Annotated in this window: 18 protein-coding genes and 1 tRNA gene; 12 read left to right on the top strand and 7 right to left on the bottom strand. The window is 41.1% G+C overall.

What is annotated here, in order from left to right; all coding sequences use genetic code 11:
* The first annotated feature begins 64 nt into the window (after window positions 1-64).
* The gene (gene kbl / locus O6P32_RS06245; protein ID WP_178267360.1) at window positions 65-1,252 is read left to right on the top strand and encodes a glycine C-acetyltransferase; all 1,188 of its coding nucleotides are present in this window, start codon (window positions 65-67) and stop codon (window positions 1,250-1,252) included.
* Window positions 1,253-1,335: 83 nt separating this feature from the next.
* Here kbl and O6P32_RS06240 read toward each other — a convergent pair.
* Window positions 1,336-1,407 (bottom strand) — tRNA-Arg (locus tag O6P32_RS06240).
* Window positions 1,408-1,568: 161 nt separating this feature from the next.
* Between O6P32_RS06240 and O6P32_RS06235 the strand changes: the two genes are divergently transcribed.
* Together O6P32_RS06235 and O6P32_RS06230 are read left to right on the top strand one after the other, a co-directional pair.
* Window positions 1,569-3,425 (top strand): 2-oxoacid:acceptor oxidoreductase subunit alpha, encoded by a 1,857-nt coding sequence (locus O6P32_RS06235; protein ID WP_269877474.1) that lies wholly within the window; start codon window positions 1,569-1,571, stop codon window positions 3,423-3,425.
* Window positions 3,426-3,499: 74 nt separating this feature from the next.
* Window positions 3,500-4,510, top strand: a complete 1,011-nt coding sequence (locus O6P32_RS06230) for a 2-oxoacid:ferredoxin oxidoreductase subunit beta (RefSeq protein WP_178267358.1) — start codon at window positions 3,500-3,502, stop codon at window positions 4,508-4,510.
* Between the two features lie 139 nt (window positions 4,511-4,649).
* Here O6P32_RS06230 and O6P32_RS06225 read toward each other — a convergent pair whose 3' ends face one another.
* The 5 genes from O6P32_RS06225 to upp all read right to left on the bottom strand — a co-directional run bounded on the left by O6P32_RS06225 (window position 4,650) and on the right by upp (window position 9,334).
* A complete protein-coding gene (locus O6P32_RS06225; protein WP_269877473.1) occupies window positions 4,650-5,468 on the bottom strand; it encodes a hypothetical protein in 819 nt (272 codons plus the stop codon).
* A 1-nt stretch (window position 5,469) separates the two neighbouring features.
* Window positions 5,470-6,168 carry a hypothetical protein gene (locus O6P32_RS06220; protein ID WP_269877472.1) on the bottom strand — a complete coding sequence of 233 codons (699 nt, stop codon included), beginning with the start codon at window positions 6,166-6,168 and terminating at the stop codon, window positions 5,470-5,472.
* Between the two features lie 59 nt (window positions 6,169-6,227).
* Window positions 6,228-6,587, bottom strand: a complete 360-nt coding sequence (locus O6P32_RS06215) for a hypothetical protein (protein WP_269877471.1) — start codon at window positions 6,585-6,587, stop codon at window positions 6,228-6,230.
* A 98-nt stretch (window positions 6,588-6,685) separates the two neighbouring features.
* Window positions 6,686-8,473 (bottom strand): hypothetical protein, encoded by a 1,788-nt coding sequence (locus O6P32_RS06210; RefSeq protein ID WP_269877470.1) that lies wholly within the window; start codon window positions 8,471-8,473, stop codon window positions 6,686-6,688.
* Between the two features lie 207 nt (window positions 8,474-8,680).
* On the bottom strand, window positions 8,681-9,334 hold the full coding sequence (gene upp, locus O6P32_RS06205) for a uracil phosphoribosyltransferase (RefSeq protein WP_269877469.1): 654 nt from the start codon (window positions 9,332-9,334) through the stop codon (window positions 8,681-8,683).
* A 123-nt stretch (window positions 9,335-9,457) separates the two neighbouring features.
* Between upp and O6P32_RS06200 the strand changes: the two genes are divergently transcribed.
* The 9 genes from O6P32_RS06200 (at window position 9,458) to argS (ending at window position 19,515) form a co-directional block, all read left to right on the top strand.
* Window positions 9,458-11,062: a hypothetical protein gene (locus tag O6P32_RS06200; RefSeq protein WP_269877468.1), complete on the top strand. Its 1,605-nt coding sequence runs from the start codon at window positions 9,458-9,460 to the stop codon at window positions 11,060-11,062.
* Window positions 11,063-11,253: 191 nt separating this feature from the next.
* Window positions 11,254-11,604: a DUF3244 domain-containing protein gene (locus tag O6P32_RS06195; protein ID WP_178267355.1), complete on the top strand. Its 351-nt coding sequence runs from the start codon at window positions 11,254-11,256 to the stop codon at window positions 11,602-11,604.
* A 70-nt stretch (window positions 11,605-11,674) separates the two neighbouring features.
* Window positions 11,675-11,824, top strand: a complete 150-nt coding sequence (locus O6P32_RS06190; RefSeq protein WP_269877466.1) for a hypothetical protein — start codon at window positions 11,675-11,677, stop codon at window positions 11,822-11,824.
* Between the two features lie 154 nt (window positions 11,825-11,978).
* Window positions 11,979-12,656, top strand: a complete 678-nt coding sequence (locus O6P32_RS06185) for a hypothetical protein (RefSeq protein WP_269877465.1) — start codon at window positions 11,979-11,981, stop codon at window positions 12,654-12,656.
* A 259-nt stretch (window positions 12,657-12,915) separates the two neighbouring features.
* The gene (locus O6P32_RS06180; RefSeq protein ID WP_269877463.1) at window positions 12,916-13,569 is read left to right on the top strand and encodes a hypothetical protein; all 654 of its coding nucleotides are present in this window, start codon (window positions 12,916-12,918) and stop codon (window positions 13,567-13,569) included.
* Window positions 13,570-13,579: 10 nt separating this feature from the next.
* Window positions 13,580-13,795 (top strand): hypothetical protein, encoded by a 216-nt coding sequence (locus O6P32_RS06175; RefSeq protein ID WP_269877461.1) that lies wholly within the window; start codon window positions 13,580-13,582, stop codon window positions 13,793-13,795.
* A gap of 254 nt (window positions 13,796-14,049) precedes the next feature.
* Window positions 14,050-15,654 carry a phosphoenolpyruvate carboxykinase (ATP) gene (gene pckA / locus O6P32_RS06170; protein ID WP_178267352.1) on the top strand — a complete coding sequence of 535 codons (1,605 nt, stop codon included), beginning with the start codon at window positions 14,050-14,052 and terminating at the stop codon, window positions 15,652-15,654.
* A 95-nt stretch (window positions 15,655-15,749) separates the two neighbouring features.
* On the top strand, window positions 15,750-17,639 hold the full coding sequence (locus tag O6P32_RS06165; RefSeq protein WP_269877459.1) for an alpha-L-fucosidase: 1,890 nt from the start codon (window positions 15,750-15,752) through the stop codon (window positions 17,637-17,639).
* An 82-nt stretch (window positions 17,640-17,721) separates the two neighbouring features.
* The gene (argS, locus tag O6P32_RS06160) at window positions 17,722-19,515 is read left to right on the top strand and encodes an arginine--tRNA ligase (protein ID WP_178267350.1); all 1,794 of its coding nucleotides are present in this window, start codon (window positions 17,722-17,724) and stop codon (window positions 19,513-19,515) included.
* A gap of 86 nt (window positions 19,516-19,601) precedes the next feature.
* On the opposite strand, the gene O6P32_RS06155 is transcribed toward argS, so the two are convergent.
* Entirely contained in the window at window positions 19,602-20,369 is a 768-nt protein-coding gene (locus tag O6P32_RS06155; protein ID WP_269877458.1) for a DUF4369 domain-containing protein, read from the bottom strand.

The following is a 20,369-nucleotide window of genomic DNA, read 5'->3' as shown; positions in this document are numbered from 1 at the left end:
AGAATGAGGATATTCGGGAAAAAAATCGGATATTTGCAATAATAGAACTTAAATTTGGACAGGTATGTATGGTAAATTTAAAGAGTTCCTTACGCAGGAACTGGCTGGCATAGAAGCAGCCGGATTGTATAAAAACGAACGTATTATTACGACTCCTCAGCGTGCTGACATAAAGGTGGGAAGCGGAAGTGATGTGCTGAACTTCTGTGCCAACAACTATCTGGGGCTGTCCGACAACAAACGCCTGATAGAAGCAGCCAAGCAGGCAATGGATACTCATGGATACGGTATGTCTTCCGTACGTTTTATCTGCGGAACACAAGACTTGCACAAACAGCTTGAAGCAGCTATTTCCGATTATTTCCACACCGAAGATACTATTCTGTATGCTGCTTGTTTCGATGCCAACGGAGGTTTGTTCGAACCGCTCTTTACAGAAGAAGATGCCATTATCTCCGATGCGTTGAACCACGCTTCTATTATCGACGGAGTACGTCTTTGCAAGGCAAAACGCTACCGTTATGCCAACGCTGATATGGCGGATCTGGAACGTTGTCTACAAGAAGCTCAGGCACAGCGTCACCGCATCATTGCTACAGACGGTGTGTTCTCAATGGACGGTAACGTAGCTCCGATGGACAAGATTTGTGAACTGGCTGAGAAATACGATGCGCTGGTTATGGTAGACGAATCACACTCGGCTGGTGTAGTAGGTCCGACCGGACATGGTGTAGCCGAACAGTTTGGTGTATACGACAAGGTAGATATCTTTACCGGTACACTGGGTAAGGCATTCGGTGGTGCGATGGGTGGTTTCACTACCGGTAAGAAAGAAATCATTGCTATGTTGCGTCAGCGTTCTCGTCCATACCTGTTCTCTAATTCAGTAGCTCCTGCCATTATCGGAGCAAGCCTTGAAATGTTCAAGATGCTGAAGGAAAGCAACGATTTGCATACTAAGCTGATGGACAACGTAACTTACTTCCGCGACAAGATGCTGGCTGCTGGTTTCGATATCAAACCAACTCAGAGTGCCATCTGTGCGGTGATGTTGTACGATGCTAAACTTTCTCAAGACTTTGCTGCACGCATGCAGGAAGAAGGTATTTACGTAACCGGTTTCTATTATCCGGTAGTGCCGAAAGGACAGGCACGTATCCGTGTACAGCTTTCTGCCGGACACGAACGTGCACACCTCGACAAGGCTATCGAAGCCTTTATCAAAGTGGGCAAGGAACTGAAAGTAATTTAATCGGTTTTTCCGGTAAAAATAAGAAAGTCCGGCAATGTGCGAATCATTGCCGGACTTTCCTGTTTTTTGTTGGAACAAAAAGGTAGCCCCGAGGGGAATCGAACCCCTATCTAAAGTTTAGGAAACTTCTATTCTATCCGTTGAACTACAAGGCCATGTGTCTGCAAAGTTACTTTTTTTTATGGATATCCCAATAATTCTGTATAAAAAACTCTTATCTATCCATTTCTGTAAATAAGCGTTGATTTATTTTGATTTTAGCAAGAACTTTGCCATTTTTGCGTTTATCGAATTTGTGAACTTTAAATAATATATTATGGCAGAAGAAATGATTGTCAAAGAGTTGGAAGATGTCGTAGTACGTTTTTCCGGTGACTCGGGCGACGGTATGCAGTTGGCCGGAAATATGTTCTCCAATATATCGGCTACTGAGGGAAATGATATCAGTACATTCCCCGATTATCCGGCTGATATTCGCGCACCGCAAGGAACACTGACCGGTGTATCGGGCTTTCAGGTACACATTGGCTCCGACAAAGTCTATACTCCAGGAGATAAATGCGATGTGCTGGTAGCGATGAATCCGGCTGCTTTGAAAACACAATATAAATTCTGTAAACCGCAGGCGGTAATCATCATCGATTCCGACTCGTTTACACCCCGTGATCTTGAAAAGGCAAAATTCACACTGGAAAATCCTTTCTCCGAATTAGGTATTAAAAATGAGGTGGTAGAAGCAGCTATTACTACCATGTGCAAGGAGAGTCTGAAAGACAGCGGACTGGACAATAAAACCATTATGCGAACCAAGAATATGTTTGCATTGGGGCTGGTGTGCTGGCTGTTCCATCGTGATATCAAGGTCGGTGAGAAATTATTACATGAAAAATTTGCCAAGAAGCCCGAGATTGCAGAAGCCAATATCAAGGTGCTTTATGACGGCTATCACTTTGGTGAAAATACGCACGCTTCCGTATCGACAAGTTATACGGTGCCTTCTAAAAAACAGAAAGAAAAAGGCCGGTATATGGATATCAACGGAAACAAGGCTACGGCTTATGGCTTGATAGCTGCAGCGGAAAAGGCCGGATTGCAGTTGTATCTGGGTTCTTACCCCATTACACCGGCTACCGATATCTTGCATGAACTGGCAAAGCATAAGTCGTTGGGTGTAAAGACCGTACAGTGTGAGGATGAAATTGCAGGTTGTGCATCGGCTGTAGGAGCTGCTTTTGCAGGAGCTTTGGCGGTTACTACAACTTCCGGTCCGGGTATCTGTCTGAAAAGTGAGGCAATGAATCTGGCGGTGATTACCGAATTACCTTTGGTGATTGTGGATGTACAGCGTGGCGGACCGTCTACCGGACTTCCTACCAAATCGGAGCAGACCGACTTGTTGCAGGTATTGTATGGACGAAACGGAGAAAGTCCGATGCCGGTGATTGCAGCTACTTCGCCGACCAATTGCTTCGACTCGGCTTATATGGCTTGTAAAATTGCATTGGAATACATGACTCCGGTTGTGTTGCTTACAGATGCATACATTGCCAACGGTTCTGCGGCATGGCGTTTGCCCGACTTGAAGGAGTATCCGTCTATTGTTCCTCCTTATGTGAAGCCCGAAATGGCTGGCTCGTGGACTCCTTTCCAGCGTGCTGAAAACGGGGTACGTTATTGGGCTGTACCAGGTATGGAAGGCTTTATGCATCGTATTGGCGGACTGGAAAAGAGCAATGAAAACGGAGCTATCTCTACCGAGCCCGAAAACCATCACCTTATGACACAGCTTCGTGCACAGAAGGTAGAACGGATTGCAGATATTATTCCCGACCTGAAGGTGGAAGGAGAGGAAGATGCCGATTTGCTGATTGTGGGCTTTGGCGGTACATACGGACATTTGCATTCGGCTATGGATACATTGAACCGCAGTGGATACAAAGTGGCATTGGCTCACTTCCAGTTTATCAATCCGCTTCCCCGCAATACGGAAGAAGTATTGCGTCGCTACAAGAAGATTGTAGTAGCCGAGCAGAATATGGGACAATTGGCCGGCTATCTGCGTATGAAGATAGAAGGTATCCGTCTGCATCAGTTCAATCAGGTAAAAGGCCAGCCTTTTGTCGTACAGGAACTGGTAGAGGCTTTTACGGAATTAATAAAGAATGAAGAGTGATGCATAAAGATATGTCATCTTTATTCTTCATTTTTCATTCAGCATTCATCATTCTTAATTCTTAATTTGCAAGTATGAGCGAACAAAAATATACAGCAGCCGATTATAAAGCCGGACAACCTCGTTGGTGTCCGGGATGTGGCGACCATGCCTTTCTGAATTCTTTTCATAAGGCATTGGCTGAGTTAGGGATTCCTCCTCATGAAATAGCGGTAATTTCGGGAATTGGCTGTTCTTCCCGTCTTCCTTACTATATGAATACGTATGGCATGCATACCATTCACGGGCGTGCGGCAGCCATTGCTACCGGTGCCAAGGTGGCCAATCCGAATCTTACCATCTGGCAGATTTCGGGAGATGGCGACGGACTGGCTATCGGAGGTAATCATTTTATTCATGCCATCCGGCGTAATGTAGACCTGAATATGATTCTATTAAACAATCGTATTTATGGTTTGACCAAAGGACAGTATTCGCCGACTTCGGCACGTGGATTTGTCAGCAAGTCATCGCCTTACGGAACAGTAGAAGATCCTTTCCGTCCGGCTGAATTGTGCTTTGGAGCACGCGGACGTTTCTTTGCCCGTTGTGTGGCGGTGGATATGGCTCCCTCTGTGGAGGTACTGAAAGCGGCAGCCCGTCATAAAGGGGCTTCTGTGGTGGAAGTACTTCAGAACTGTGTGATATTTAACGACGGAACGCACAATGCGGTGGCAAAGAAGGAAGACCGTGAGCGGAACGCTATTTACCTGGAACATGGAAAACCGATGTTGTTTGGTCCGAATAAGGAATTTGGACTGATGCAGGAAGGTTTCGGACTGAAGGTTGTGAAGCTGGGAGAAAATGGAATCACGGAGAAAGATATTCTTGTACACGATGCACATTGCGAAGACCATACGTTGCAATTGAAACTGGCACTGATGGAAGGACCGGATTTCCCGATAGCTCTGGGTGTAATTCGCGATGTGGAAGCTCCTACTTACGAAGAAGCGGTAGAAGCACAGATTGAAGAGGTTGCAGCCAAGAAGAAGTATCATACCTTTGCCGAGCTGCTGGATACGAATGATACTTGGGAAATTAAATAATGGGTTGGACCGTTGTTTGCAGGTAGAATACTGATTACATTCATGCAGTAAGAAACAATTGTATAAGTTGGATATAGAAAAGAGTACCGGCTTCTCCAGAAGAGAAGGACGGTACTCTTTATTTTTGAGAGAGCGTAGGTTAATTGTTTGCTTTTCGGTCTGCTATTTGCTGGTTGGCTGTATCCCGGCTTGTAGCGGTATAATGGAGATGTCCGTCGTTATCTCTGAAAACAGGTCGGGAACTGGATTGTCTGCTCATTTCTGCACTCATCATCTTTGAACCACTGCCAAAGAAGAAATAGAATGCAGCTCCTATTACGGCTCCTACCATTAATACTTGTAGAAATAGCTGTAGCAAAGCTACAAAGAAGAGAATGATGCCAGCTCCTAATGACAAAACACAAAGTGCAGAGAAAGCTGTAAGCAAAAGTCCATCCCGCTTACCAATTTTCTGGATGTTCTTAAGTAAGGAGAAGCCTATACCGGCCGATAAAATACCGATGAACAGTACCGCAGATACGATACTTAATGGACCGTCGGGCATGCCAAAGAGTTTGCATAAGATGACGATGACCAATGTTATAGGAAACGATAACAGAATTCCCCAGAAAGTGGTCTTTATAGAGAATTCTTTCTCAATAGCGGCTTCGATAAACAGTTTGCCTATCCAAATCATGGCTACCTGCATAGTCAGAAATAGGGCAAACGGAATGAGACGAAGCAGTTTGGCAAAGAAGCCGTACTCACTGGAGGTGCACCACCATAATGCGCTGTTTCCTATTCCCCAATAAATACTTAATTCGAGGACGGTGGCTAGGAGCATACATCCTAAAACCGGACGAAGATAAACTTTGGGCCTTTGGGTACGCAATCCCCATAACATTATAATCAGGGAAGCTGCTACCAGGGCAAATATCAGCCAGTAAGGCAGTATATTGGAAGTAAGAAATTCTTTCATCTTATTTTTCTTTTTCAGAAGAAGATTTTAATGCGTCTTCTGCGGCTTTCGCCTGTTTGTAGATTTCACTGTCTTTTAAGGTAATAATGAGTTTAGATAGTTTACCCATTGATGCTGCGTTGTATGCCTTGATTCGAATATAGGTTTCGGCTGGGACTTTCGAACCGGCAGGCATTGCTTCACTGCTCATATCCTTTAATATACCGTCTGAGGCAAAAGATTTCCCGTCATTGTCGTAAAATACGGCATATAACTTGTCGAGTTCGAATGCATCAGTGGGTTGGTAAGAATGGAAACCGATAGCTTTGGCAGTCAATTCCAGTTCACCGGTTAGTTTTATCCATTTTCTGGTAGCTTCTGCTGCTTCAATTTTCATTGGCTTGCTTACTTTTAAAGGCAATGCCGGATCTATTTCGGTAGTAATTTCTTTGCCTTTAATTGTGGGAAGGGCGGCTTCTATGTCTGTTTTGAGCTTTCCTTCGGCTTCTTTCATTTCGTTCATGAGTTTTTCTACGACTTTGAGGTCTTTAGTGTTTTTCAGCTCCTCTTTTTTCTTGTTTGAAAGGTTTTCGAACTCACCGATTAAACCGGGTATTTCGCCCAAGGGACCGGAAGAAGATGCTTTACTTCCACCGCCGCAGGAGATGAACATCGTTGCTACTGCAAATCCTAAAACTGGGATAAAAAAAGACTTTTTCATAAGCGATTAGTATTTTAAGTGAATAATAAAGTATATGCCAAAGGAAGTGTTTTTACTTTTTATAATAATAAGGCAACTGCACCGCCATAGCTTTTTAATTTTTTCCGAATACGATATCGCACCGTGTAAATTGAACTTCTTTCCACATGAAAAAGTTTGACGATGTCGGTATATTCCATTTCAATTGCGAAACATAGCAAGTATCTTATATCGGTATTGGTCAGTACATCATAGCATTGCTGTATTACTTTGATCAGCTCATTTTTGCGTTGATAAGATGCAAGCCGCTCAAGATATTCAGCTTTTCGCTCATCGCTGATTTTTGTTTCTGTATGTGCGATGGCTAAGCTTAGTTTTTTCGCTATTATTGAAACTGACAGCTCGGTAAGTTCCAGATTAGAATGATAGATATCCGACATAAAGAGACTGATTTTGTTTTCTGCAAACAAAATTAGCCCCATTCCCCAGTCAAAAAAATAGACAAATATAGATAAAACACGTTTTGAGCCTATGAATATCAGCGCATGAGGAACTGAAAAGCTGGATTGTCTCTGAATTTTTTACGTAGACGGTAACGCACTGTATATACACTTGCCGGTTCTACATTGAAGATTGTGGCAATGTCTCGTGCTTCAAATTCCAGATAGAAACAGAGGATGTATTTGACATCCATGGGTGTCATGGCAGGTAGAGAAGTGGCAAACTGCTGCTCCAGATTGTTGGGGTTGGTTGCAGAAAGGCGCTTTAAGTATTCATTGCGAATGGATTCTTCTATCTGTGCTTCAGTTACAATGGTTTTCATTTTTTCAAGACCTTTTTCAAAAAGATGCGAAATCTGCTGGGCATTGACTACTTCTTTCAGACTGGTGTATTGTGATTTGATTGTATCCAGTTCCTGAAGATGCATTTCAGCTTCGAGGGCAGCCTGATAGAGCCGGTCTTCCAAACGCCGGCGGTGTAATAGATAAATCCAGATAACAAACAAAATAATGACGAGTGTAGCAATGAGCCCTGCAGTTAATAGCCGTGAAATGATGGTTTGTTGATGTGCCTTCTCTTGCATATTGCGTAACTCCAGATCTTTTTTCTCCACATTGAACTTGGCTGATATCTCTTTTAATTGCTGAGTCAGTTGGTGATTGTATACTTTTTGATGGTAGTCGATTATTTTCTGTTGATAGAGAGATACTTCTTTATAATTTCCTAAAATAGAATAGATATCTACTATATTGGTGTAAGCATCCAGCCGTTCTTGTCGGATACCGTTGTTTATGGTATCGGCATCCATCATGCAGAGTGCAGCCTTGAACTCCTGAAGAGCTTTGGAATAACGGCTCTGGCTTTTGTAGAGTGTGGCGTATGCACAGTGGATATTCAAAGCAACTTCATGTCTTTCCATTTTCATACGCAATGGTACAGCTCTTGCCTTTTCCAGATAATAAGAAGCACTGTCTTCATTGATAAATGGTTTGTCTGTAAAAAACAAAGCATGGTTATAATAGCTCCATGCTGCATTTACAGGGCCTCGCCTGAATTCTTCCCAATTGCGTTCAATAAGGTCAATAGATTTCCTGGAATATAACATGGCAGAATCTCGGAAGGCTGGATTTCCTTTTTCGATTGAATAACGGGCTGTTGCTACAGAATACCATGAGTAAAGTGCCCTCGGCTGTATCTTATTACCGGCTTGGATGGAAAACTTTTGCATCTCTGCAAGAATCTGATCCAATTGTTTGGTATCCAATGTTTGGCTATAGTAGATTGCCATGGCATAGAGACAATCCATCACTTTATTGTAATCTTGAACTTTTTCTGCGGCCCGTATAGATTGGTAGAAGACTTTATGGGCTGTCGTTATGTCTCCCATCGTAAGCTGCATGTAACCATAGTTGTAACAGATTGCTCCTTTTTGGAGTAGATTTTGGTAACCGCTATCTTCCACTTGGTTAATATATTGATAGGAGGTTTCCATGTGTTTGCGGTATTCATCGAGACGGTTCAGAGCTGATACTGTTAGTGCCCGGCTTCGGTAAATGACAGCAAATGTGAGGTTTGAAACTTTTGCTTTATGCGTGTCGGCAAACGGGAAAACCCATTTGGCAAATAGCTGTTCGGTTTCTTCATTGCTGAGGGAGTCGTCTCTGGTGATAAATCTGACGGAGCACCAAAGTGCACTGTCTGGATTGTCAATTGACAAAAGGGTTTTTACTTTTTGTTCTACATATTTGAGGTGTACAGGTGAAGCTCCGTACAGAAGTAGGGGAACTAATAATATAGATAGAAGGAAAGGTAAACGTTTCATCATAAATCTGCATTTTCCCTAAAAATAGGGACTTTCATGCAGATTATCAATTTTTTAACAGATTTGTCTATATAATAATTGTTGAGTCGAGAATATTGTTGTTTTTCGACCTTTATTTATTGTTGTAATAGCAATTGTTTATAGGGGACAGGTTTGAAATAAGGAAGCGTATCAGTCTTTTGAGGAAAGAAAGGCTGATACGCTTCTTTTTTATTCTTTTTCTCCGTAGCAAAGGTCTCCGGCATCACCCAGTCCCGGTACAATGTACGAGTGAGCGTTCAATTCCGGATCGACTGCTGCACACCAGATGGTCGTTTTGTCGGCTGGGAAAGTCTTTTTTACATGTTCTACTGCCTGACGGCTTGCGATAATTGAAGCCACGTGGATGTGTGCCGGCTCTCCCTTGGTAAGCAGTGCCTTATAAGCCAGTTCCATTGAACCTCCTGTAGCCAGCATAGGGTCGGTAATAATCAGTGTTTTTCCGTCAAGACGAGGAGAGGCGATGTATTCGATATGAATGTCGAAATGGTCTTCGTCGATATATTTGCGGAATGCCGAAACAAAGGCATTCTCTGCCTGATCGAAATAGTTGATGAATCCCTGATGTAGTGGTAAGCCGGCACGCAGGATAGTGGCCACTACAGGCTGGATAGCAGGTACGTTTTCGGTAGCCAGGGCAAGCGGAGTCTGTACTTCCAATGGATGATAAGGCAGGTCACGGCTGATTTCGTATGCCATGATTTCTCCTATTCGCTCAATGTTGCGGCGGAAGCGCAGGCTGTCTTTTTGTATATGTATGTCTCGGATCTCTGCCAGATAGCGGTTTAGAATAGTGTTGCTTTGGTTTAGTTCTACAATTTTCATGTCTTGTTTCTTTTATAAGTTGATTGCTACATATTTATGCCGCAAATATACAGAGTTTTTTTGTTTCTTTTTTATGGGAATTTCTTATATTTGAAGAATACAGGGGATTTATCCGGATAAGATATGAGAGTAAGTAGAATTGCGATATATGCATTGTTGCTGCTGGTACTGGTAGCAGGAATCGGTGGTTGGCAATATAGACAAAAATATATCTATCGTCAGCTGGAGAAGATAGAGGAACTGTTGCAGCATCAGGCTGACAGTGCCTGGCAGATTTTGACGAAAATGGAGCACCCGGACAGACTGTATGGGAGAAATCGTGCACTTTATTCTTTGCTCTATACACAGGCTTGTTATAAAAATTATATACCGGTGGAGGGAGATTCACTGATTCGTTTTGCCGTGGAATATTATAGCGATACTGCTGACTCGCTACGCAAATCGAAAAGCTGTTTCTATATGGCACAGGTCTGTCGTGACCGTTATGACCGCCATCGTGCATTGGACTATTTTCAGAAAGCCGGCAGTGCTGCCAAAGGATGCAGTGAGTATAAGTTTCTGAGTCTGTTGTATTACCACTGGGGATGTTTGTTACAGGATGAGAAGCCGTATACATTGGCTTTGAATAAAATGGAATTATCTTGTCAATATGCTGTACAGAATAGGGATACGGCGATGATAATTAGTGTTTTGGGTGAAATGGGTTGGGGCTATCTTTCTAATGGTGATTATCAGTTGGCTTCTGAAAAACTGGAGAAAGCTATTAGTTATGCGGAAAATATAGGAGGTAAACAATTAGGCTGGTTAAACCACTGTTATTCCGTTCTTTGCTGGAAGATTCATAAATATGAAAAAGCATTGGAACTGGCTGATAGAAGTCTTGCTTTTTGGAAAGATTCTGTTTTTAGGAAAACGGTGTTTGCGTTAAAGGGAGATATTTATTTGGATTTGCAGCAAGTGGATTCGGCTCGGTTGTATATAGAGAAAGGTAGGAATGATGCTGATTTCAGAAAGAAAGCGGCTTATGCTTTGTCGATGTACGAACTTGAAAAGCGTTTGGGACATTATGAGGATGCGTTACGATTTCATGAGTTGTATGCTTGTAGTGTAGATTCCTTTATGAAAAAGGAAGAAACTAACCGTTTAGGGGAATTGCAGCAAAAGTATGACTACTCCTTGATGCAGAATGAAAATGGCAGACTGAAAGCGAAAGAGCAACGTATGAAAATATTGGTATTGGTAGTAGCTTTAGTAGCGATTGCTTTATTGTTCGTATTTTATGGTATATACAACAGGTATAAACAAAAGAAAGAGTACGAGTTACAGAGAAACAAACAGGAAATACTGGAGAAAGAAGCTGTTTGGAAGGAACGCTTTTTCCATATGAATGAGGTAATAAGGCATATTGAGAATATTTGTGAATTACCTGCTCTTCAGAAAGACAAGAAAGCAAGCCAAATTAGACTTTCAGCAATGGAGATTGAACAGTTACTTTCGGCTGTCAATGCCTGTTACAATCAATTTGCTTGCCGTTTACAAAAAGATTATCCAACTTTGAGTCAGATTGATGTGTGTATATGCTGTCTTTTAAAAGTAGGAATAAGAAATCAGGATATTTGTTATCTCTTGGGCATAATGGATGAGGCTTTCAAGAAAAGGAAATATCGTATCAAACACGATAAACTGAAGTTGGATATAGCGTTAGATGACTTCTTAAAAGCTTATTGATACTGTGATTTTTCTTGTAAAGCCCTCATGAGACTATTTGTCCCCTTTTTTTATAAGTGAAATTACAGTTATTACCTTGATTTATAGTATGATTGATGAAGGTGATGAATATGGATTTGTCCCCTATTTGTCTACCTATGAAGTGGATGTTTACTACTAATTTTGGGGTAGAAACTTTAAAGATAACATGTATGAAAGCACAAGTTAGTTTATGTCTTTGGGGAATGTGTCTGTGGGTTTTGGAAACCAATGCCATTGATGTGAAGTTACAGGCAAAGAAAGTGAAAGATCCCAATGTTCCTCAACAGGAAATACCGGTACATGCCGATATGAACAACTCTTTGTTAGGTGTTCATTTTCTGAATGGAGTAGATGTAACTATTACAGTAGTTGGTCCGGAAGGAGTGGTGTATCAGAAGGAAGTAACAACTCCTTTCCCTGAATCTGTATATGTAGATCTGAGTTCTTATCAGAAAGGGGAATATACTATCTATATTAAGGATAAAGAAGGAAATCTCTTATGGGGTAACTTTATGAAATAAAAAAAGTATTGAATCTGCGCAGGTCAATATGGTCTTGAATATTTGTTTTACTTTAAATTAATTATTCGGTATGAAAAAACTATTTTTAATTTTAGCTATTATGGCTTGCGGTTTGTATTCATGTACCAAGCAAGCACTTCCAGAACCTTCTGAAAAAGAAGTTGTTCAGAAAAATATGTTTGAGTATACAATGTTGAAAACCGCACTGTCTGAATACTGATATATCCCCATATCTAGACAGTAGAAGAGGTGGCTTTTGGCGTAGATTATGTGGCATTTTTGGTGCTGATGGAGCTGGAGCTGCTATTGGTTCACTATTTGGAGGTGTTGGAGCTTTAGTAGGAGGTATTGGAAATTCTGTTTTATTTGCTGCGATGGGGGATGAATTTATGAATGCTGAGATGCATTCATATGAAGATGAAAGACATATTCGTCTTGTAATGATTCCTACTGACTCTTTGACTTTAAGGCCATTCGATTATGCCTCTTTCCCAATGGTAAATACTAATCCGATTCAAAAGGCTTACTCTCCCAATTTAGATGAAGAGATGCCGCTTCCTCCAATTAATGAGGCAGTAACATATGATGGATATGTACGTGTAATTAACTTTGAAGGAAATAATTTTGGAAGTATGCATAATAGTATTATTTCTGAAATATATAAGGAAGATGAAGATATATTAAGTAAACCTTGTTCGTATATAGTTGATAAAACGATTGCGTGCGTTGAGGAAAGGGGGCTTCATGTTTCGAAGAATATAAGACAAGATGTAATAGAACAATTGAATAAGGATATGAAGGGATGTGAAGACCTTGAAAGTATAATTGCTTTGTTTAAAACTTATTATCCGGATTATTCAAATATTTTGGATGTAATTCAAGATTTTGTTCAGAATGCATCTTCATGCACTTCAGAAAGTCAGCTTGATGAATATGTAAGAGGATATTTGTCTATAATTGCTGAATCTGATTTGTCTCAGCAGGATAAAGAAATTCTTAGTTCTGCAATAGAAGTCTCAGCTAATAGCATATTGCTTTGGTGTGTTCAATAAATCTCTCTTAAAAGTATATTGACCTTTCTTTATATTGCTTTTAGCAGGGTGAAGAATCTTGATTATATTTAATAAGTTTATTCAAGGTTCTTCTTCCTGCTGGTTTAAATGTTTCTTTTTGATAGTTGAATTTGGTTTATAGATGGCTGTTTATTAGGGGAAATGTAAAAAAATACTTATACTATTGATTTTCTTGTTGTTAATTAATAACTTTATTCGGAGATAGATATAAACACTATATAAATAAAATGTTGAGTTTATGAAGAAGTTAGTTATGTTGCTCCTCTTGGTATTTGCAGGAGCTGTTGTTCTGCAAGCACAGGAATCGTCAGTGAAGAAAGAAAGAGTGGAAATTTCTGCTGGTCTTGGATACGGCTGGTTGCTTAATTCCAATTTGTCTCCTTATGGGTTGCATTATCGTGGCAATTATAAGGGAGGCATTACGGGAAGTGTGGATGCTTTCTATTGTTTTGATGGTTGGAAAGCTGGAGTGCTGTTTTCCAATCTTTCTACTTCTGGTAATTATACGGTAGAGGGGGATATGGTGGCAGAAGATATTACTGTAAACTATATTGCTCCTCAGTTAAAGGCAGATAAGCATTTTGCCGAGCGATGGACCTTGTCTGTAGCAATAGGAGCAGGTTATTTATGGTATGCAAATAAAGGATGGCAAAATACTACAGAGTATAAAGTGACAGCGCATGCCTTGGGCGTAAATGGTCGTCTTGAAATTGCCTATCGTTTACTTCCTCGTCTGGATATATTCGGTGCTCTCTCTTATTGGGGAGCTTATAATATAAAGGAATTTAAAGTAGAATCACAAGGTGAAAGTTCTACTTCCGATTTGGATGACCCCTATCAGTTGAAGTTTAATACAAGCGAATTGATGTGTGGTATACGGGCTGTATTTTAATTGAGGTTCTATGCCGTATATGAAAGGGTTGATAAAAGAAAGTTATAAAAACAGTATCCGGGATTTCTGTTTGCTTTTGGGATGTTATGGATTGGTGTATGGAGTAATCTGTATATTTGATCTGTGTACAGGGTGGTGGAAAGGTATTGCCATGGGTGTTTTGGGCACATTGTTTTATGAAGCAGGCCATGTGTGGTATGTCCAGATGAGAAGAAAAGACCTGTGAAAGTGTGGGAAAACCATGATACGATGATTGGAATGATTTCATAGTTGCTATGTGGAAATGGCAGATTTGTTACACAAGTATAAATCTTTCAGTATTACGGAATTTTTTCTGTAATAACTTCTTTGTTTGAAAGAAAACTACTATTTTTGTAGCGCCTTAGACAAGGAGATGATGAAAAGACAATCTCTTAGTCAAAGACTTGAAAAGTAAAAACTAAACATTTGATATAATAACCAAATTAATCATTTGAAACAATGGCAAATTTAGATCTTACCAAATACGGTATCACTGGTACCGTAGAAATCGTACACAATCCTTCATATGAAGTATTGTTTGCTGAAGAAACAAAAGCAGGTTTGGAAGGCTTTGAAAAAGGTCAGGAAACTGAACTGGGTGCAGTAAACGTAATGACTGGTATCTACACTGGTCGTTCTCCTAAAGATAAATTCTTGGTAAAAGACGCTACAAGTGAAAATACTGTATGGTGGACTTCTGAAGAATATAAAAACGACAACAAGCCTGTAACTACAGAAACTTGGAATGTATTGAAGGCTTTGGCTGCAAAAGAATTGTCAAACAAGAAATTGTTCGTTGTTGACGGTTACTGCGGTGCTAACGAAGCTACTCGTTTGAAAGTTCGTTTCATCATGGAAGTTGCATGGCAGGCTCACTTCGTAACTAACATGTTCATCCGTCCTTCTAAAGAAGAATTGGAAAACTTCGAACCTGATTTCGTTGTTTACAACGCTTCTAAGGCTAAAGTTGAAAACTACAAAGAATTGGGATTGAACTCAGAAACTGCAGTTGTATTCAACTTGACTACTAAAGAACAGGTTATCCTGAACACTTGGTACGGTGGTGAAATGAAGAAAGGTATGTTCTCTATGATGAACTACTTCAACCCATTGCGTGGTATCGCTTCTATGCACTGCTCTGCTAACACTAACATGGACGAAACTGAATCAGCTATCTTCTTCGGTTTGTCTGGTACAGGTAAAACTACCTTGTCTACAGACCCGAAACGTAAGTTGATCGGTGACGACGAACACGGATGGGATAACGAAGGTGTATTCAACTACGAAGGTGGTTGCTACGCTAAGGTTATCAACTTGGATAAAGAATCTGAACCAGATATCTACAACGCTATCAAACGTGACGCTTTGTTGGAAAACGTTACTGTTGACGCTGAAGGTAAAATCAACTTCGCTGATAAGAGCGTAACAGAAAACACTCGTGTTTCTTATCCTATCCACCACATTGAAAACATCGTTAAACCGGTGTCTAAGGGTCCTCACGCAAAACAAGTTATCTTCTTGTCTGCTGATGCATTCGGTGTATTGCCTCCTGTATCTATCTTGAACCCTGAACAGGCTCAGTACTACTTCTTGTCAGGATTTACTGCTAAGTTGGCTGGTACAGAACGTGGTATCACTGAACCGACTCCGACATTCTCTGCTTGCTTCGGTGCTGCTTTCTTGTCATTGCACCCAACTAAATATGCAGAAGAATTGGTTAAGAAGATGGAAATGACTGGTGCTAAAGCATACTTGGTAAACACTGGTTGGAACGGTACAGGTAAACGTATCTCTATCCGTGATACTCGTGGTATCATCGATGCTATCTTGGACGGATCTATCGAAAAAGCTCCTACTAAGACTATTCCTTACTTCGATTTCGTAGTTCCGACAGAATTGCCGGGTGTTGATCCTAAGATCTTGGATCCTCGCGATACTTACGAATGCGCTTGCCAGTGGGAAGAAAAAGCTAAAGACTTGGCTGCTCGCTTCATCAAGAACTTCTCTAAGTTCACTGGTAACGAAGCTGGTAAAGCATTGGTTGCTGCTGGTCCAAAATTGTAATTTGAATTTGCAATATCGTTATATGAAAAGCGGTTCTCTTTTGGGGAACCGCTTTTTTATTTTATTTTTGTGATGAATTTAAATCTATCAATATCATGAAATTATTAACTCTATCAGTGGCGTTGTCGGCTACATCTCTTTTGTTTTCTTGTGCTTCCAAGCATGTAGAAGCTCCACAACCTGTATATCCGATACCGGAAGCAAAGCAGGTGGAATGGCAGAAAATGGAAACGTATGCGTTTATTCATTTTGGCTTGAATACATTTAATGACCGTGAGTGGGGATATGGAGATAGTGATCCGAAAACTTTTAATCCAAAAAAGTTGGATTGTGAACAGTGGGCACAAACACTTGTCAAGGCAGGTATGAAAGGGGTTATCCTGACTGCGAAACATCATGACGGATTCTGTTTGTGGCCTTTCGAAGGAACAGAATATAGTGTGAAGAACTCTCCATGGAAAGACGGTAAGGGAAATGTAGTGAAAGAACTGGCAGAGGCTTGCAGAAAGTATGGATTGAAATTTGCCGTTTATTTGTCACCTTGGGACAGACATCAAGCTAACTATGGTACACCGGAATACTTACCTTATTTCTATGCGCAGCTTCGTGATTTGCTGACTAATTATGGGGATGTGTTCGAAGTATGGTTTGATGGTGCAAATGGTGGAGACGGATGGTATGGTGGTGCCAAGGATATGCGTACTATCGATCGTAAGAATTACTATAATTATCCTAAGATTTATGAGATGCTGGATAGCATTCAGCCGCAAGCTATTGTGTTCTCTGATGGTGGCCCTGGCTGTCGTTGGGTAGGTAACGAGAATGGTTTTGCCGGTGCTACCAACTGGTCGTTCTTACGCAAGGGAGAAGTGTATCCGGGTTATCCCAGATATTATGAGTTGCAATACGGACATGAGGATGGTAACCAGTGGGTAGCTGCCGAATGTGACGTATCTATCCGTCCGGGATGGTTCTATCATCCGGAAGAAGATAGTCTGGTGAAGACTCCGGAGCAGCTTGTAGATCTTTATTATCGTAGTGTAGGTCATAATGCCACTTTGCTTCTGAATTTCCCGGTAGACCGGAACGGATTGATTCATCCGATTGACTCTGCCAATGCGGTGAAGTTCCATGAAATGATTCTTCAGGAGCTGAAGACTAACCTGGTAGCTGGTATGACACCGAAGGTTTCTAACGAACGTGGAGGTGATTTTGTAGCTTCTGCACTGACTGATGATAACTTTGATACTTATTGGGCCACAGAAGATAGCGTAACAACTGCCGATATCGAATTTACCTTCCCGAAAGCTCAGCGTATGAACCGTATGCTGTTGCAGGAATATATTCCACTCGGACAGCGTGTAAAATCGTTTGTGGTAGAATATAAGGATGGTGATCAGTGGTTGCCTGTGCGAATGAATGAGGAAACAACTACTATCGGTTACAAGCGTCTGCTTCGCTTCGAATCTGTAAACTCTACAGCTATCCGTATACGTATCACTGATTCACGCGGTCCTTTGTGTCTGAGCAGCATTGGTGTATACGATGCAGGTGAAAAAGCTGATGAAGGAGTAGCTGCAACGACAAGAAAAATCGAAAGCTTGCCGTTTACACTGGCAGAAGTAGATAAAGAAGAAGCAGTCAAGGCATCAGATAAAGACGAAAAAACAGTTTGTATGGTGAAAGGTGATAAGATTCTGATCGACTTGGGAAGTGAGCAGATGATTTCTTCTTTCCACTATCTGCCTAATCAGGATAGAACGGCTGGAGGCATGGCATTGACATACGAGCTGCGTGTGGGTAATGAACCGACTGCTGTGAACAAATTGGTAAAGAGTGGAGAATTCTCGAATATCATTAACAATCCGATTCTTCAGTCTGTATACTTTACTCCGGTAAAAGCACGTTATTTCGAATTCCGTGCTCCTCGTATTCAAGGTGCAGAAAAGGTTTTGGGCATTGCCGAAGTCGGTGTATGTAAATAGCAAGAAACTCGGTACAGATATAGGTTGAACTAATAGAATTTCACTATCTTTGTACCGAGAATAAACATATACAGAGGACGATATGAAAGTAGAAGATAAACTGACCGCCTCTATCATCGAAGGCGTAAAGGCATTGTACGGGCAGGATGTGCCTGCAAAAATGGTACAGTTGCAGAAGACAAAGAAAGAGTTTGAAGGACATTTGACTTTAGTCGTATTTCCTTTTCTGAAAATGTCAAAGAAATCTCCTGAGCAGACAGCGCAGGAAATTGGTGAATATCTGCAACAGCATGAACCGGCGATTGCTAACTTTAACGTAATAAAGGGGTTCCTGAATCTGACTATCGCATCGGATGTATGGATTGAATTACTGAATAAGATTCATGCAGACCAGAAATGGGGTATTCAGGAAGCGGCTGCTGATGCTCCCTTGGTGATGATTGAATATTCTTCGCCTAATACAAATAAGCCGTTGCACTTGGGACATGTGCGTAACAACCTTTTGGGAAATGCATTGGCCAATGTAATGGCAGCTAACGGTAATAAAGTTGTAAAAACCAATATTGTCAACGACAGAGGTATTCATATCTGCAAGTCAATGTTGGCATGGCTGAAATATGGTAACGGTGAAACACCTGAATCTTCAGGCAAGAAGGGCGACCATCTGGTAGGCGATTATTATGTAGCTTTCGACAAGCATTATAAAGCAGAAGTTGCCGAACTGATGGAAAAGGGTCTGACCAAAGAAGAAGCAGAGGCGCAGTCACCATTGATGTTGGAAGCACGCGAAATGCTTCGTAAATGGGAGGCAAACGATCCTGAAGTTCGTGCTCTTTGGAAGAAGATGAACGAATGGGTTTATGCCGGCTTCGATGAAACTTACCGTATGATGGGTGTAAGCTTCGATAAGATTTATTACGAATCGGATACTTATCTGGAAGGTAAGGAAAAAGTGATGGAAGGTCTGGAAAAAGGTTTCTTCTTCCGCAAAGAAGATGGTTCGGTATGGGCTGATTTGACTGCTGAAGGACTCGACCATAAACTTTTGCTTCGTGGCGACGGTACTTCTGTATATATGACTCAGGATATTGGTACAGCCAAGCTGCGTTTCCAGGATTATCCTATCAATAAAATGATTTATGTGGTAGGTAACGAACAGAACTATCACTTCCAGGTATTGTCTATCCTGCTCGATAAATTAGGTTTTGAATGGGGTAAAGATCTGGTACATTTCTCTTACGGTATGGTAGAATTGCCGGAAGGTAAGATGAAGAGCCGTGAAGGTACTGTAGTGGATGCAGACGACCTGATGGAAGCCATGATTGAAACAGCCAAGGAAACCAGCAATGAGTTGGGAAAACTCGATGGTCTTACCAAAGAAGAAGCCGATGATATTGCACGTATCGTAGGATTGGGTGCATTGAAATATTTCATCCTGAAGGTAGATGCACGCAAGAACATGACCTTCAATCCGAAAGAATCTATCGACTTCAATGGTAATACAGGTCCGTTTATTCAGTATACATACGCTCGTATCCAGTCTATTTTGCGTAAAGCAGCCGAAGCTGGATTGACTATTCCTGCTGTAATTCCTGCTGGAATAGAGTTGAGCACAAAAGAAGAAGGACTCATCCAGATGTTGGCAGACTTTACCAATGTCGTAAAACAGGCTGGTAGCGACTATAACCCGTCTATTTTGGCAAACTATACATACGATTTAGTGAAAGAATACAACCAGTTCTATCATGACTTCAGCATCTTGCGCGAAGAAAATGAAGCAGTGAAAGTATTCCGCCTTGCATTGAGCCAGAACGTAGGTAAGGTAGTAAAACTTGCAATGGGACTACTCGGTATTGAAGTTCCGGAACGTATGTAAAAACAACAGATAAAATAAAGGAAAATGCCATTCACGGTGCCGCAATGTACTGTGAATGGCATTTCTTTTTAAGAAAGAAAATAATATTATTGTGTGATGCTGCGGCTTGGGTAAGCAAGGGCTGCTGTAAATTCCAGTGCAACCATCTGCGCTGTATTGGCCCAGTGTTTCTTGAAAGTACCTAACAGCAACTCGATTTGTTTGGCAGAGAATCCTATTGATTTATCAGAAAGAACGTTGACCGTTTCGTTGACAGCCACAATGGAAGTCACATTTTTTTTCAATAGTTCCAGTAATTGCTCTTTCTTGTTTTCTTTGTCTTGTAAACTTTGTTGCAGAGCATCTGCATTGACAGTACTGTCTGCCTGCAATTCCAAATGACGTTGGTTAAGCTCTTTCAGTTCATTAGTAAGAGAAGCAATTTCTTTATTCAGACTCAGATAGAAATCATGGGTGGGAGACCCTGATATTTCAGGATTGGGAATAACCAGCAACGAATCCCACTGGCTTTTTGTAGCAGTACTGATGTCGGCTGTAAAGGTAATATTCGAATTGTCTATATACAGTTCACCTTGATATTTCTTATTTGAGCTATCAGATGTGTCATTTGAATTATCTAAGTCAATCAGAATATGATATCGCTCCGGTTTGTCCACTTCGCCTTTGAACTCAAATTTTCCGTTGGTAATAGTAGTACTGTCTATCATTACAGGACCTTTCAGGAAAGAAGGATATTCGATATACGCTTTTCCGTTGGCATTTGCGTCAGATAAATTACCTTCAATTGTATATCCCTTCGGTTGGCAGGAAGCTAGTAAAGCTGTGAAAAATAGAACATTTACGATATTCTTCAT

The organism is Phocaeicola acetigenes (assembly GCF_027529745.1).
GTDB lineage: Bacteria > Bacteroidota > Bacteroidia > Bacteroidales > Bacteroidaceae > Phocaeicola > Phocaeicola acetigenes.
Note: the sequence above shows the minus strand (reverse complement) of the source record. Positions and strands in the feature narration are given on the sequence as shown.

Bases quoted from the DNA above. Each gene is read 5' to 3' on its own strand.
- pckA (WP_178267352.1), top strand. From the start codon at position 14,050: ATGGCAAATTTAGATCTTACCAAATACGGTATCACTGGTACCGTAGAA.
- O6P32_RS06215 (WP_269877471.1), bottom strand. From the start codon at position 6,587: ATGTCGGATATCTATCATTCTAATCTGGAACTTACCGAGCTGTCAGTT.
- O6P32_RS06235 (WP_269877474.1), top strand. From the start codon at position 1,569: ATGGCAGAAGAAATGATTGTCAAAGAGTTGGAAGATGTCGTAGTACGT.
- O6P32_RS06200 (WP_269877468.1), top strand. From the start codon at position 9,458: ATGAGAGTAAGTAGAATTGCGATATATGCATTGTTGCTGCTGGTACTG.
- O6P32_RS06225 (WP_269877473.1), bottom strand. From the start codon at position 5,468: ATGAAAGAATTTCTTACTTCCAATATACTGCCTTACTGGCTGATATTT.
- O6P32_RS06185 (WP_269877465.1), top strand. From the start codon at position 11,979: ATGGGGGATGAATTTATGAATGCTGAGATGCATTCATATGAAGATGAA.
- argS (WP_178267350.1), top strand. From the start codon at position 17,722: ATGAAAGTAGAAGATAAACTGACCGCCTCTATCATCGAAGGCGTAAAG.
- O6P32_RS06210 (WP_269877470.1), bottom strand. From the start codon at position 8,473: ATGATGAAACGTTTACCTTTCCTTCTATCTATATTATTAGTTCCCCTA.
- O6P32_RS06175 (WP_269877461.1), top strand. From the start codon at position 13,580: ATGCCGTATATGAAAGGGTTGATAAAAGAAAGTTATAAAAACAGTATC.
- O6P32_RS06220 (WP_269877472.1), bottom strand. From the start codon at position 6,168: ATGAAAAAGTCTTTTTTTATCCCAGTTTTAGGATTTGCAGTAGCAACG.
- upp (WP_269877469.1), bottom strand. From the start codon at position 9,334: ATGAAAATTGTAGAACTAAACCAAAGCAACACTATTCTAAACCGCTAT.
- O6P32_RS06195 (WP_178267355.1), top strand. From the start codon at position 11,254: ATGAAAGCACAAGTTAGTTTATGTCTTTGGGGAATGTGTCTGTGGGTT.
- O6P32_RS06230 (WP_178267358.1), top strand. From the start codon at position 3,500: ATGAGCGAACAAAAATATACAGCAGCCGATTATAAAGCCGGACAACCT.
- O6P32_RS06190 (WP_269877466.1), top strand. From the start codon at position 11,675: ATGAAAAAACTATTTTTAATTTTAGCTATTATGGCTTGCGGTTTGTAT.
- O6P32_RS06165 (WP_269877459.1), top strand. From the start codon at position 15,750: ATGAAATTATTAACTCTATCAGTGGCGTTGTCGGCTACATCTCTTTTG.
- kbl (WP_178267360.1), top strand. From the start codon at position 65: ATGTATGGTAAATTTAAAGAGTTCCTTACGCAGGAACTGGCTGGCATA.
- O6P32_RS06155 (WP_269877458.1), bottom strand. From the start codon at position 20,369: ATGAAGAATATCGTAAATGTTCTATTTTTCACAGCTTTACTAGCTTCC.
- O6P32_RS06180 (WP_269877463.1), top strand. From the start codon at position 12,916: ATGAAGAAGTTAGTTATGTTGCTCCTCTTGGTATTTGCAGGAGCTGTT.